The organism is Methylobacterium sp. HJ2, from assembly GCF_056431005.1.
The window spans coordinates 869,065-882,154 of sequence record NZ_JBWJYM010000001.1 but is presented as its reverse complement, the minus strand read 5'-3'; the positions used below and the strand labels follow the sequence as shown (position 1 = coordinate 882,154).

Annotated in this window: 11 protein-coding genes; all 11 read right to left on the bottom strand. The window is 73.3% G+C overall.

Features of this window, described 5'->3' with window-relative positions; all coding sequences use genetic code 11:
- Nucleotides 1-57: 57 nt before the first annotated feature.
- The 11 genes from cueR to ACS5RC_RS04015 all read right to left on the bottom strand — a co-directional run bounded on the left by cueR (nucleotide 58) and on the right by ACS5RC_RS04015 (nucleotide 13,068).
- Entirely contained in the window at nucleotides 58-519 is a 462-nt protein-coding gene (gene cueR / locus ACS5RC_RS04065) for a Cu(I)-responsive transcriptional regulator (RefSeq protein ID WP_478342521.1), read from the bottom strand.
- The gene (locus ACS5RC_RS04060) at nucleotides 516-3,023 is read right to left on the bottom strand and encodes a heavy metal translocating P-type ATPase (protein ID WP_478342520.1); all 2,508 of its coding nucleotides are present in this window, start codon (nucleotides 3,021-3,023) and stop codon (nucleotides 516-518) included. The genes cueR and ACS5RC_RS04060 overlap by 4 nt, the downstream gene beginning before the upstream one ends.
- Before the next feature lie 62 nt (nucleotides 3,024-3,085).
- On the bottom strand, nucleotides 3,086-4,330 hold the full coding sequence (locus ACS5RC_RS04055) for an ATP-binding protein (protein ID WP_478342519.1): 1,245 nt from the start codon (nucleotides 4,328-4,330) through the stop codon (nucleotides 3,086-3,088).
- Nucleotides 4,331-4,339: 9 nt separating this feature from the next.
- Nucleotides 4,340-5,389, bottom strand: a complete 1,050-nt coding sequence (locus ACS5RC_RS04050) for a lysylphosphatidylglycerol synthase domain-containing protein (protein WP_478342518.1) — start codon at nucleotides 5,387-5,389, stop codon at nucleotides 4,340-4,342.
- 316 nt (nucleotides 5,390-5,705) lie between these two features.
- The gene (locus tag ACS5RC_RS04045) at nucleotides 5,706-6,338 is read right to left on the bottom strand and encodes a uracil-DNA glycosylase (protein WP_478342664.1); all 633 of its coding nucleotides are present in this window, start codon (nucleotides 6,336-6,338) and stop codon (nucleotides 5,706-5,708) included.
- The gene (locus ACS5RC_RS04040; RefSeq protein WP_478342517.1) at nucleotides 6,331-7,104 is read right to left on the bottom strand and encodes a PIG-L deacetylase family protein; all 774 of its coding nucleotides are present in this window, start codon (nucleotides 7,102-7,104) and stop codon (nucleotides 6,331-6,333) included. The genes ACS5RC_RS04045 and ACS5RC_RS04040 overlap by 8 nt, the downstream gene beginning before the upstream one ends.
- Before the next feature lie 8 nt (nucleotides 7,105-7,112).
- A complete protein-coding gene (locus ACS5RC_RS04035) occupies nucleotides 7,113-8,351 on the bottom strand; it encodes a glycosyltransferase family 4 protein (protein WP_478342516.1) in 1,239 nt (412 codons plus the stop codon).
- Nucleotides 8,348-9,244, bottom strand: coding sequence for a sugar phosphate isomerase/epimerase family protein (locus tag ACS5RC_RS04030; protein WP_478342515.1), 897 nt, complete (start codon nucleotides 9,242-9,244; stop codon nucleotides 8,348-8,350). The genes ACS5RC_RS04035 and ACS5RC_RS04030 overlap by 4 nt, the downstream gene beginning before the upstream one ends.
- Nucleotides 9,245-9,266: 22 nt before the next feature.
- Nucleotides 9,267-10,856 carry a YcaO-like family protein gene (locus ACS5RC_RS04025; protein ID WP_478342514.1) on the bottom strand — a complete coding sequence of 530 codons (1,590 nt, stop codon included), beginning with the start codon at nucleotides 10,854-10,856 and terminating at the stop codon, nucleotides 9,267-9,269.
- A gap of 11 nt (nucleotides 10,857-10,867) precedes the next feature.
- On the bottom strand, nucleotides 10,868-11,884 hold the full coding sequence (locus ACS5RC_RS04020; protein WP_478342513.1) for a Gfo/Idh/MocA family protein: 1,017 nt from the start codon (nucleotides 11,882-11,884) through the stop codon (nucleotides 10,868-10,870).
- Nucleotides 11,884-13,068: a class I SAM-dependent methyltransferase gene (locus ACS5RC_RS04015; RefSeq protein ID WP_478342512.1), complete on the bottom strand. Its 1,185-nt coding sequence runs from the start codon at nucleotides 13,066-13,068 to the stop codon at nucleotides 11,884-11,886. Before ACS5RC_RS04015 ends, ACS5RC_RS04020 begins: the two co-directional genes overlap by 1 nt.
- Between the last annotated feature and the right edge of the window lie 22 nt (nucleotides 13,069-13,090).

Here is a 13,090-nt window from a genome sequence, read left to right as displayed (position 1 = left end):
CGCCTGGCGAGGGCCGAGAGCAAACAGGGGGCCAACCGCCCCGTCAACCGAGGCCGGTCACGGCCGCGGCACGCCGCGCCCCAGCGTGCGGCGGCGGCGCTGCATCGGTGGCGGCGGCGCGTCGGCCGCGAGGTCGTCGAGGATCGGGCAATCGGGGCGGGCATCGCCGCAGCAATCGGCGGCGAGGCGCTCGAGCGTCCGCGCCATGCCCTCCAGCTCGGCGATGCGACGCTTCAGCTGCGCGATCTGCGCCAGCGCGATCGATTTCACCCCGGCGCTCGGCCGCGAATGGTCGCGCCAGAGCGCCAGCAGCTCGGCGATGGCCTCGACGCTGAAGCCGAGGTCGCGGGCGCGGCGCACGAAGCGCAGGGTGTGGAGATCGGCCGCACCGTAATACCGGTATCCGGCCTCCGAGCGGGTGGCCGGCGGCAGCAGCCCGGTCTCCTCGTACCAGCGGATCATCTTGGCCGAGACGCCGGTGAGCCGCGCCGCCTCGCCGATGGTGACGGGATCGCTCATGCCACCCGCTCCGTCAGCGCGCCCGTACCCCGCACCAACCCAGGCCGGTGCGCTCCGGCCCGGCGCAGGCGCAGGGCGTTGCCGAGGACGAAGACGCTGGACAGGGCCATCGCACCGGCCGCGAGCACCGGCGAGAGGGTCGGGCCGCCGAAGAGCGTGAGCAGCCCCGCCGCCACCGGGATCAGCGCCACGTTGTAGGCGAAGGCCCAGAACAGGTTCTGGCGGATGTTGCGCATCACCGCCTCGGACAGCGCCACGGCCTCGACCAGCGCGTCGAGGGAGCCCGACATCAGCACCACGTCGGCGCTCTCGACGGCGATGTCGGTGCCGGTGCCGATGGCGAGCCCGACATCGGCCTCGGCGAGCGCCGGCGCGTCGTTGATGCCGTCGCCCACGAAGGCGATCGGGCCGTGCCCCGCGCGGAGGGAGCGGACCGCCCTGACCTTGCCGGCGGGCAGGATCTCGGCCTCGACGATGGCGATGCCGAGCCCGCGCGCCACGTTCTCGGCGGTGCGCCGGGCGTCGCCGGTGATCATCGCCACCGCGAGGCCGCGTGCCGCGAGCGCCGCCACCGCCTCGCGCGCGCCGGCCTTGACCGGGTCGGCGACGGCGAGCACCGCGACGTGGCGGCCGTCGACCGCGACGTGGATCGGGCTGCGGCCCGCGGCGCCGAGGCGGTCGGCCTCCGCGACGAGAGCCGGCTCGCCCGCGATGCCGAGGCGGTCGAGGAGGCGCCGGGCGCCGACCGCCACCGCACGGCCCTCGACGCGGCCGGTGACGCCGTGGCCGGCCACCGCCTCGAAGGCCTCGGGCTCGGACAGGACCAGCCCGCGCTCCCGCGCCGCGCCGAGGATCGCGGAGGCGAGCGGGTGCTCCGAGCGGGCTTCGAGCGCGGCGGCGAGGCGGAGCGCCAGGGCCGCATCGAGGCCTTCGGCCGTCAGGTCGGTCAGGCGGGGACGGCCCTCGGTCAGGGTGCCGGTCTTGTCGAGAGCCACGATCCGGACCTCGCGCAGCCGCTGCAGGGCGGTCCCGTCGCGGAACAGCACGCCCTTCTGCGCCGCCCGGCCGGTGCCCACCATGATCGAGGTCGGCGTCGCGAGCCCCATCGCGCAGGGGCAGGCGATGATCAGCACCGCGATGGCGTTGACGAGGGCGTGGCCGAGAGCCGGGGCGGGTGCCAGGACGAGCCAGGCCAGGAAGGTCGCGAGCGCCACGGCGATGACGGCCGGCACGAAGCGGCCGGTGACGCGGTCGACCAGAGCCTGGATCGGGAGCTTGGCACCCTGGGCGGATTCCACCATGCGGGCGATCTGGGCCAGCACCGTGTCGGCGCCGACCGAGCCGACGCGCAGGTCGATGCTGCCCCGCCCGTTCAGCGTCCCGCCGACGGTGGCGGCACCGGGCTGCTTGCGCACCGGGGCCGGCTCCCCCGTCACCATGCTCTCGTCGACGTCACTGGCACCGGCGACCACGACGCCGTCGGCCGCGACGCGCTCGCCGGGTCGCACCCGCACCACGTCGCCGACCTTGAGGGCGTCGAGGGGCACCAGCGCTTCGGTCCCGTCGCGCAGGACCCGGGCGCTCTTGGGGGCCAGGTCCATCAGCCGGGCGATGGCCTCGCCGGTGCGGCCCTTCGCGCCGGCCTCCAGGGTCCGCCCGAGCAGGATCAGGGTGACGATGAGGGCGCTGGCCTCGAAGTACAGATGCGCGGTGCCGGCCGGCAGCCAGGTCGGCGCGAAGGTCGAGACCAGAGAGTATAGGTAGGCCGCGCCGGATCCGAGGGCCACGAGGGCGTTCATGTCGGGATGCCCGCGCAGCAGCCCCGGCAGCCCGCGCATGAAGAAGCGGCGTCCCGGCCCGGCGAGCACGAGGGTCACGAGCGCGGCCTGGATGAAGGCGCTTCCCGATGCGCCGAGGAGGCCGGCCACGCCATGGTGGAAGCCCGGCCCGAGGTGGCCGCCCATGTCGAGCACCGCCACCGGCAGGGAGAGGCTCGCCGCCGCGATCAGGTCGCGCCGCAAAGCCGCCGCCTCGGCGAGGCGGCGCGCGTCCCGGTCTCGGGGCGGGCCAGCCTCCGCCGGCGCCGCTTCGTAGCCGGCGGCCTCGACCGCGCGAATCAGGTCGGGGACGGCGACTACGCCGTCGAGATGGCGCACGCCGGCCCGGCCGGTCGCGAGGTTGACGCTCGCCGCGCGCACGCCCGGCACGTCGGCCAGGGCCCGCTCGACGCGGCCGACGCAGGAGGCGCAGGACAGGCCCTCGACCGCGAGCACCGTCTCGGCCTCGGGCACGCCGTAGCCTGCGGCCTCGACCGCGCGGGCGGCCTCGCTCGGATCGGTGCCGGCCGCGAGGCTCAGGCTCGCACGCCCGCTCGCGAGGTTGACGCTGACGTCGCGTGCGCCGGGAAGCGCCCGGAGCGCGCGCTCGACGCGGCCCACGCACGAGGCGCAGGACAGGCCCTCGACGGGAAAGCTGACGGAGGACGGTGCCGGATCTGTCGTCATGCCGGCTGATGTGGGGCTTCCCATCATGGGAAGGTCAAGAGGCCGCCCCGGCGAGAGTTCCTTCAGGCCGCTCCGGCCACGCGCACCGCCTCGGGCAGGCTGACCCGCATGGTGGTGCCCTGATCGAGGGCGCTCTCGATGGCGAGACGGCCCTGGTGCCGGTTGAGGATGTGCTTAACGATGGCGAGGCCCAGGCCGGTGCCGCCCTTCTGCCGGCTCGAGGCCACGTCGACGCGGTAGAACCGCTCGGTCAGGCGCGGGATGTGCTCCGGGGCGATGCCGGGCCCGTCATCAGCCACCGCCAGGACGATCTCGGACCCGTGCCGTCCGGCCGCGCGCCCGAGCTCCACCGTGATGTTGCGCCCGCCGTACTTCACGGCGTTCTCGATGAGGTTCTCGACGACCCTGAGCAGCTCGTCGGCCTCGCCGAGGACCGGATAGGCCCCCTCCCCCGCGCAGGTGATCGCGACGCCGCGCTCGGCGGCGAGCGGCGTCTGCGCGTCGACCATCTGCCGGACCAGGGTGCCGAGATCGACGGGCTTGGTCGGGCGCAGGTGCTCGCGCAGCTCGATCCGGGAGAGGGAGAGCAGGTCGTCGATGAGCCGCGTCATGCGCTGCGCCTGCGTCCGCATGATCGCCAGGAAGCGCTCCCGCGCCGCTGGATCGTTGCGGGCTGGCCCCTGCAGCGTCTCGATGAAGCCGAGCAGGGAGGCCAGGGGCGTGCGCAGCTCGTGGCTCGCATTGGCCACGAAATCGACCCGCATCGCCTCAAGCCGGCGGGCCGAGGTGAGATCGCGCAGGAACAGCACGACGTTCGTGCCCGACCCGTCCGGCATGGCGAGCGACCCGATCTGGACCTCGAAGGCCCGCTCGGTCGGGATCCGGGTGGCGTAGCTGACCTTGAGGGGCGTGCCGCTGCGCAGAACCTCCTCGATGCCGTCGAGCACGTCCGGTGCCCTCAGCGCGAAGGAGAGCGGGTGGCGCAGCCGCATGGTGGGCAGCAGCGCGCGGGCGGCCGGGTTGGCCTCGATCACCACGGCGCGGCGATCGACGAGGATCACCGGATCCGGGATGTTGGCGAGCAGCGCCTCGGCCACGGCGTAGCGGTCGCCGACGGTGCGGATGGGCTCGGGCGCGCTCGCCGGCAGGCGCAGGCCCCCGACCCAGGCGCCGATCCAGGCGGCGGCGCCGGCGGCGAGGATGAGGGCCCCATCGAGCCCGCCGGTGAGGCCGGCGGCGAGGGCCGTCAGGCCCGCGGCGACGCCCGCCCCGGTCCAGGCCGCCTTGGTGGTGCCGCGGCGGACCATCTCACCCGGTCACGGCTGACTTTGGCCCGCGCCGCCGGCCCGCTTCACCAGTTCGTAGCCGCCGAGCATGAGCAGGGCGGTGGCGAAGGGCACGAGGTAGTAGCAGACCCGGAACAGCAGCAGGGAGCCGAGCACCTGCTCGCGCGGGAGGTAGGACAGGGCGATCAGGATGGTCGATTCGAACACCCCGGCGCCGCCCGGCACGTTCGAGGCGATGCCCAGCATCGCGGCGAGCACGTAGATCGCCAGGAAGGTGGTGAAGGCGAGGTTCATGCCCTGCGGCATCAGCACGTAGAGCACCGCCGCGGCCGCGCAGACGTCGCCGATGCCGACGATCATCTGGCCGATGGAGACGGAGGCGCCGGGCAGTTCGAGGCGCCAGTGCTTCACGGTCACGCTGCGGCGCTTGGCCGAGACCCAGGCGAGATAGCCGAGCACGGCCGCGAGCGCGGCGAGGCCGACGCCCTGATTGATCCGGATCGAGGTGAAGGCGAGGCCGGCGAGCTGCCCCGCCTCGATGATCAGGCTGAGACCCAGCACCACGCCCATGCCGAGCCAGAAGGTGAACCCCGCGATCACCGTCAGCGCCGCGATCTTGGCCGGCGTCAGGCCGTGGCGCGAGTAGATCCAGTAGCGGATCGTGCCCGCGGTGAAGAGCGGGAATCCGAGCGTGAAGCTGATCGCGTAGCTCGTGAACGAGGCGAGCGCGGTGATGCTGTAGGGCACCCGGATCCGCAGCTGCCGCAGGGCGAGCGCGTCGTAGCCGGTGAGAAAGAGGTAGCTGACAAGGACGAAGCCGAAGGCGATCCCGAACTGCGCGGAGGCGGTCGAGGCCATCGCCGCGTGCAGGTCCGCCCAGGTGATGTCCTGCGACAGGCGCCACAGCACCACCGCCGAGACCACGAACAGGATCGCGCTCGCGGCCGTGCCGATCCAGGCGTAGCGGCTGCGCCCGCGGCGGCGCGCGGCCTCCGGCACGCCGGCTTGGCGCGCCTCTGCGTCGGCGTCGAGCGCTTCCGCGTCCTCGATCGCCTTGCGATGCTGGCCCTGAACATTCATGCCGATCGCTGTCCGCCTTCCTCCGTAACCCCGTGCCGCCGGAACGGGGCTGCGGGGCGGGGCCGGCCCGCCGGACATCCTGCCCGGAAACCTGCCAGATTCTGTCGAAGCCGTCGGCACGCACGCTGCGCTCATCCACACGCAGCGTCGCGCCACGTGCCGGAGATGCCCGGATTGCGGCTTGTCGCCCCGCATGTAGGACCTGACGCAACGGAAGGCCAGCGACCGACCGGAGCTTCCGCGGCCCGAGCCGCATCCGGCGGTTCACATCTCGTCCGAAACCCCGATCGCCGCGCGCCGCGGCGGGCCTTCCCGCTCACCTGCCCGGCGGAGATGTCCGCAGGATGACGGCGGCCTCGGCGAGGCCCGCGCGGATGCGGGCCGGCACGGCGGGCGCGGTGCAGACGTAGGTCGGGCTCGGATGCGGCACAGCGATGACGGGCAGGTCCGGACGCAAGGCCGCGAGCGCCGGCCGCAGCGCGCCCGCGAAGCGCCCGGCGAGCACCGCCACGGCGAGACGGGGCAGCAGATCGAGAAGGGGTGCGAGATAGGGCTCGGCCGCCCGCGCCTCGCTCCGGCGCGGCGCGCGGTTGAGGGCGCCGTCCGCGTGGATGACCCAGGGCACCGCGTTCCAGATCAGCATGTCCGTGCGGGCGATGCCCGCCTCGGCGCGGAAGCGGTACAGGTTCGCGGCGGTCCCCGTCGCACTGTCCTGCGAGACGAATCCGGTCCGCACGACCGCCGGTCCCGGCGTCTCGAGAAGCAGGAGGAGGCGCGCGTCCACCCCGCCGTCGAGGGGATCGGGGTCGGGCACGGGGGCGGCACGCTCGGCGGCGATGCGCCGCGCCAGCGTCCGCAGCGGGGCGATGTGAGGGGCGTCCGCCAGCGCGCGGCGCGCGGCCAAGATCGCGGGATCGCGCAGGCTTTTCGGGGCGTCCGGATCAGGCAACGCCACGGGGGACGAGATCCGGGACGTCGAAATCCGCCGGAAGGCGGCCCGACAGGCGGAAGCGCTCGATGCCGTTCTCGGCCGCGAGGCGCTCGGACAAGCCCGCCCGTCCTCCGAACTGGAAGCCGATCTGCGTCGCGTAGGCGGCGCAGGCGGCTTCCTTGCGGGCGCGGGCCTCGGGGCCGAGCGGCACGGTCCGCTCGGGCAGGTCGGCGAACAGGTGGGCCAGCGGCTGCTTCGGGGCGTCGGTCCGCACGGTGTAGGGGAAATCCCGCCACCACAGCACGGGCGCGCCACCGGGTCCGGCACGGAAGGCCGCGATCATCTGGACGTGATCGACATGGCCGCCGATCGCCTGGGGCGCCAGGATCAGGTCGGGCGCCGTCTCGGCGACGAGGTCCGCGAGCGCGGGTGCGAGATCGGCCGTCACGGCGTCGTCCAAGCGCGGCCCGGAGAACAGCTCCGGCGCCGAGGCATAGCCCCGATGCGGGGCTTCGCGGAACGGCAGGTGGCAGGGCTCCGCGATGCCGAGGCAGCGGGCGGCCTCGGCATCCTCGGCCCGGCGCAGGGCCATGTAGTCGATCTCGGGGCCGAGGCCCTTGTCGAGCTGGCAGGCGAGCGCGAAGCCCTGCGGATCGGGCACGCTCGCCGTGAAGATTGTGGCCATCACCACCCGCCAGCCGCGGGCGGCGAGCAGCGCCAGGGTGCCGCCGCAGGAGAAGGCGGCGTCGTCGAGATGGGGCGAGAGGGCGAGCGCTGTCGGCAATCGATGGCTCAGAGCAGGTGGGGCTCGGCGCGGAAGCGGCAGGCCGGATCGTGCGGCAGCGCGTCGGCGAAGTCGGTGAGCGGCCTCTCGCGCACGACCGCCGCATAGACCTCCATGATCTGGCGCCCGACCGCGCTCCACGAATAGACCCGGCGGCACTCCTCCAGGCCGTCGCTGGCGAGCCGCGAGCGCAGGCCCGCATCCTCGACGATCCGTGTCAGCGCGCGTGCGAGCGCGGGCACGTCGCCGGGATCGACCAGCAGGCCGTTCTCGCCGTCGCGCAGACAATCCGAGACGCCGACTGAGTGGGTCGAGACCACGGCGAGCCCCGCCGCCATCGCCTCCAGGATGGTGTTGGAGAAGCCTTCCGCGTAGGTCGGCGAGACGAAGACGTCGGCCTGCCGGTAGAGCTCCGGCACCGTCTCGTAGGCGGCATAGCCCGTGAAGGCGATCTCGGATTCGGCGAAGCCGTGGCGCGCGGCGAGGTCTCGGGCCGGATCGACGTCGGGGCCGATCCCCGAGATCACGGCCGCGAAGGGCGTCCCCTGCGCCCGCAGGGCGACGAGGGCCTCGATGAAGTCGAGCACGCCTTTCCGGCGGTCGACGCGGCCGTGGTAGAACAGGCGGACCGGCCCGTCATGGCGGGCGGGCAGGCCGTCGGCGGTGGCCTGCGCGAAGCGCGCGGTGTCGACGGCCCCCGGCACGATGGTGAAGCGGGCGGGATCCGAGCCGAGCCGGTCGCAAACCTCCTGCACGAAGGAGGCGCCGCCGATCAGCAGGGCGTTGGCCTTGGCGAGCACCGTGCACATCGCGACGCGATGCGTCTCGCAGCAGGAGCCGACCCAGTGGCCGTCGCCGCCCTGGATCGAGACGACGTTGGGCAGGCCGAGGCGCTTGGCGGCACGCAGCACCGCCCAGCCGGTGGGGTAGCCGTACTGGGCGTGCAGGAGGTCGAAGGGCCGGCGGCCATGCTCGGCCACGATGGTCTCGACCATCGTGTCGATGTCGCGCTCGAAATCGCCCTCGGTCTGCTCGCCGAGCTGTTCGAGGCCGATCACCCGCACGCCCGGCACCGGCGGGGGCGGGCCGCCGCCGTAGACACGGGTGCCGAAAGCGTCGCCGCGATACTGCGAGATCATCGTCACGTCGTGGCCGGCACCCACCAGCTCGCGCAGCAGGTTCTGAGCATAGACGCTCATGCCGGATATCGCCGGGAAGTAGCGGCGGCTGACGAAGCAGATCCTCATTGGCGGGTCTCCCGACCCGAGCGGGTCTCCTGACCCGGGCGGGTCTCCTGGTCCGGCTGCTCCGGCCCCGGCCTGCGGCAGGCGCGGAGGTAATTGAGCGCCCGCGGAATCATCACGTCGGCCCGGTGGCTCTCGCGGGAGAGCTCCACGCAGACGAGGCGGTCGTAGCCCACGCCCTCCAGCGCATCGAGCACGCCCGGCACGTCCATGTCGCCCTCGCCGAAGGGCAGGTGCACGTGGACGCCGCGGGCCATGTCCTCGATCGCCACGGTGCCGATCCGGTCGGCGAATTCCCGCACGGCGGCGGCCGGGTCGCGCTCGCCCGTGACGAGGCAGTGGCCGGTATCGAGGGCGAGGCGCAGGCCGTCGACCTTGAGCGCGGCGAAATCGTCGAGCGTCTCGATCAGCATGCCGGGCTCGGGCTCCAGGCAGGCGACGACGCCCTGCCGCTCGGCATAGGCCGCGACCTCGCAGAGCCCGTCGATCAGCCAGCCGCGCGCCTCAGTGGGAGCGATGCCGGGCTTCGGCACCCCGGCCCAGAACGACACGGCCTCGGCGTTCAGCATCGCCCCGATGTCGATCGCGCGCTTGAGGAAGCCGATGCGCCGGGCGCGGCCGGAGGCGTCGGCCGTCACCAGCGTGGGCTCGTGCTTGGCGCTGGGGTCGAGCAGGAAACGGGCTCCGGTCTCGATCACCGCGCCGAGCTCGAGCTTCTGCAGCAGGCTCGAGACGCGGCCGGCTTCCGCGGCCCATCCCTCCGCGAAGGGGTCGAGATGGTGGATGTCGAGGGTGAGCGCGACGCCGTCGTAGCCCGCGGCCTGGATCAGGTGCAGGGCATCGTCGAGGCGGTGATTGGCGGCGCCGTTGGTGTTGTAGGCGAAACGAAGCGTCATCGCGCGGCCCTCCGATGAACGCTCACGCGGCCCGGCCCTGCTGCTCCAGCCGGAACGGCGCGTGATGCGATTCCGGCTCACGGTAGAGCGGATAATGGCTGCCGACGATGCGCTCGGCGAGCGCGGTGTCGAAGAGCGGCTGGCCGCCGAAGCGCTCGATCGCCTCCGGCGTCAGGCGAACCGGGCGCAGGGTCTCGCTGGGCGTGCCGAAGCGGATCAGCGGGTGGTCGCGCGCGATCAGCTTGGCGGTGTTGCGCTCGCCGATGCGGTAGTAGCTCATGGTCTCGACCTCGAGCCCCGGCACGATCGCCTTGACCACGCCGACCCCGCCGCCCGGCGGCGAGCAATCGACGTAGAGCACGTCGAACCCGGCCTCCTCCAGGCGATTGCAGGCGATCTTGCCGCGGGCGTGCCCGTCCGGCGCCGCCGTGGTCGGCAGCTCGGAGAAGCGCTTGGTCGTGCGCTCGGAATAGACGGTGTCGGCCAGCACGCCACGCAGGGCCTCGGGCGGCATCACGATCCATTCCAGCATCGCCTTGAGGGCGCGGCTCTCCTCCAAGTCGAGGCTCGGCAGGGCCTTCTGGATGAAGGCGGCGATGTAGCCCGGCGGCGTCACCCGCTCGGCGAAGGCCAGCGGCCCGTGCCCGAAGCTCTTGCGCACCCGCGCGGCCTGGAACTCGAGAAGCGCCTTGCGGAGCGCCCGCTCGCGGTCCGGGTCGCAGGCCTCGCCGCAGGCCGAGAGCGCGATCGGGGCGGGCGCGTCGTTCGGGTTCCGGTCGTAGCCGACCACGTAGATGTTGGTGAGGCCGAACTGGTCGGTGGCGAATTTCGGCAGCGCCCGGATGCCGAGGGCGTCGAGCCGGTCGAGCATCGCCCGGGTCTCCGGCCCGAGCCCCTCGGAGAGATCCAGCATCACGCCCTGGTCGAGGGCGCGGAACAGCAGGCCGTTGCCGTCGCGCTGCAGGAGTTCGAGCACCCCGTGACCGAGGGCGAAATCCACGTCCGGCCCGGCGCCGAGGCCGTTGGTGATCAGGTTGGTGAAGGGCTTGTAGCCCTCCGACAGCTCGAAATAGTCGGTCGCCGCGATGTCGAGGGGCATCAGCACAGTCTCGCCGGTGCCTCGGCGCGTGGCCGGCGTCCATTCGAGCACGGTGTCGCGCCCGACGGGCGATCCGGCGGGCAGGCACAACGTCAGCGGGTCGGCGACGGCGCGGGCGCCGAAGACCCGGACGAGATCCGCGTAGGAGCCGCGCTCCTTCTTGCGCGGCATCACCGCGAGAGAGGGCATCAGGTTCTCGGCGATCTCGGCCACCGCGCCGATCAGCGCCTCGTCGTCGGTGGCGCCGTAGCCGATGCCCGAAGGCATGGCGCCGACGAAGAACGGGTCGTCGAGAAAGAGGGAGACGAACCAGACCGGCACGCCGGTGCGGTCGAGGGGCGCGAGGTTGAAGCCGACGACGCGGCCCGGCGGCAGGATGTCGAGATAGGCCCGCACGGCATCGGGCAGACGCTCGGGCAGCCCCTCGAGGGTGCGGGAGCCGCCATAGGCATAGGGGCGCGGCGCCTTGATGCGGTCGTGGCGGGCCCTGGCGTCCTGCTCGTTCTCGGTCACGTCCACTGTCCTCAGCTCTGGCTCGGCGCGCGCCCAGCGTAGGCGCGGGCGATGAGCCGCATCGTGTGCAGGTCGCGCTCGGCCGAGTAGGCCTCGCGCTCGGCCGGGTTCCGGAGCGCCCGGCCGAAGGCGCGCACCTGCTCGGTGAAGGGCGAGGCCTCGCGGTCGAAGGCGATATCCTCGGCGCGGCCGGTCGTCCCGTCGGTGAAGGTCAGATCGCCGCCGGCCACCTGTCCCATCGTGTCGACGGCGACGATCTGGCCCGCTGTCCCGACCACCTCGAGGCGCCGACGCGGCAGCGCGTCGGGGCAGTTGTAGGCGACGTTGAGGCTCGCGAGCACGCCGCTTCCGGTGCGCCCGATCAGGAGCGCGCCGTCATCGACCGCGTAATCCTGCGCCCGCGCCTGCGTCAGGGCGGCGATGTCGAGGATCGACTCGTCGAGGAGGAAGTCCACGAGGTCGAGGCCGTGCGGGGCGAGGTCGATCAGCGCGCCGCCGCCCGCTTGCGCGGGATCGATCCGCCAGTTCTCCTGGCCCTCGCAGGCCGACCAGTCGCGCCCGAGCCAGCAGGCGTAGACGATCCGCACCGCTGTGACGGTGCCGAGGCGACCGGCGCGGATCGCGTCGCGCAGCGCCCGGTGTCCCGGATGGTGGCGCTGATCGAAGGCCGTGCCGTAGAAGGTGCCGCGCCGCCGGATGGCGGCCGCCATCGCCTCGGCATCGGCGAGCCCGGCCGCCATCGGCTTCTCGCAGAGCACGGCCTTCCCGGCTTCGGCGAGCCGCTCGACGGCGTGGCGGTGCAGGTGGTTCGGCGTCGCCACGTAGACGGCCTCGACGGTGGGGTCGGCGAGGAGCGCGTCGAGCTCCGCATAGGCGCGTGCGCCCTCCCGCTCGGCGGCGGCGCGGGCCGACGCGCCGGGATCGCAGACGGCGACGAGGCGATGGCCGGCCGCACGGATGCCCGGCGCCATGTAGTCGCGGGCGACCCAGCCGTAGCCGACGATGCCCCAGCGGACCGGTTCGGCCATCACCAGCGCTCCGGCAGGTCGACGAATTCGCGCCGGCGTACCCGCGCCGCCTCCGGCGCATCGGGGCCGCCCGGGAAGATCAGCGTCTCGGGCCCGTCCGAATGGAGCGGGTAGGTCACGAGGGGGGCGTACTCAGCCTCGTAGCGCTCGGAGGGCCAGGCGATCGCGAAGCCGCCCGCCGGGTCCGGCCGGTAGAGCGGGTTGAGCCGAACCGTGGTCCCGGCAGGCGGCAGGGTGAGGCCGTCGACGACCGACCGCGGCGCCGGGCGCATGCCGGGCCCGGCCACCACCGAGAAGGCCTCGCAGGTGCGCAGGTCGTGCGGCTCGCGCGGGCCCGGCGCCCGCGCCTCGATCAGCGCCGTCGTCAGTTCGGCGTCGTCGTACACGAGGGCGTCGGGAAACAGCTCGGCGATCTCGTCGGCAGTCACCGCGCGGCCCGCCGAGTAGCCCGGCCGCTCGCTGTTGTGGATGTGGCTGAGCGCGAGCCAGCCGTCGTCGCCCGCGTTCTGGCGCAGGCTTTCGAGCAGCGTCGCCTTGTCGTCGAGGAAGTAGAAGGCGTCGTTGCAGACGACGAGGTCGACGGGCGCCCCAGCGATCGGCCAGTGCGGCGAGGCGGCATCGAAGCAGACGAGCTGCGCCTTGTCGCCGACCACCCAGTGGCGGGCCACCCAGAGCTTGGCGAAGACCACGTCCGCCCCCGAGACCTTGCAGCCCCGGCGCTTCAGCTCGCGCAGGTAGTGGCCGATGCCGCAGGCGAATTCGAAGACGCAGGCCGGCTCGTTCCAATGCGCCTCCAGCAGCGCGAGACCGGCGAGGAAGGTCGGGTCGCTCCAGCGATGCAGGAAATAGTCGCCGACCCGGCCCCAGCCGAGCATCCGCACCGCGTCGCGCAGGGTGGCGCTGGCGCGCGCGGTGACGAGCTGGCGGATCTCGCCGGCATCCGGGGGCGGCCCCGTCCACCAATCGTCCTGGTCGGCGAGGAGCGCGGCCAGCGCCTCGTCGGGCTCGCCCGCGTCAAGATGCGCGAGGATCCGCTCGATTAGGGCGGCACGGTTGATGCGCAGGTACGGGATCCCGTCGATCACCGGCCAGCGCGCACCCGTCTGCGCGTCCGCCAGAGAATGCGGACGGTCGGCGCGGAGCACGTTGCCGGTCTCGGGAGACCTCAGCTCAAAAGGTATCATGACGCCGGTATCCCTGCCGCCG

Bases quoted from the DNA above. Each gene is read 5' to 3' on its own strand.
- cueR (WP_478342521.1), bottom strand. From the start codon at position 519: ATGAGCGATCCCGTCACCATCGGCGAGGCGGCGCGGCTCACCGGCGTC.
- ACS5RC_RS04060 (WP_478342520.1), bottom strand. From the start codon at position 3,023: ATGACGACAGATCCGGCACCGTCCTCCGTCAGCTTTCCCGTCGAGGGC.
- ACS5RC_RS04055 (WP_478342519.1), bottom strand. From the start codon at position 4,330: ATGGTCCGCCGCGGCACCACCAAGGCGGCCTGGACCGGGGCGGGCGTC.
- ACS5RC_RS04050 (WP_478342518.1), bottom strand. From the start codon at position 5,389: ATGAATGTTCAGGGCCAGCATCGCAAGGCGATCGAGGACGCGGAAGCG.
- ACS5RC_RS04035 (WP_478342516.1), bottom strand. From the start codon at position 8,351: ATGAGGATCTGCTTCGTCAGCCGCCGCTACTTCCCGGCGATATCCGGC.
- ACS5RC_RS04030 (WP_478342515.1), bottom strand. From the start codon at position 9,244: ATGACGCTTCGTTTCGCCTACAACACCAACGGCGCCGCCAATCACCGC.
- ACS5RC_RS04020 (WP_478342513.1), bottom strand. From the start codon at position 11,884: ATGGCCGAACCGGTCCGCTGGGGCATCGTCGGCTACGGCTGGGTCGCC.
- ACS5RC_RS04015 (WP_478342512.1), bottom strand. From the start codon at position 13,068: ATGATACCTTTTGAGCTGAGGTCTCCCGAGACCGGCAACGTGCTCCGC.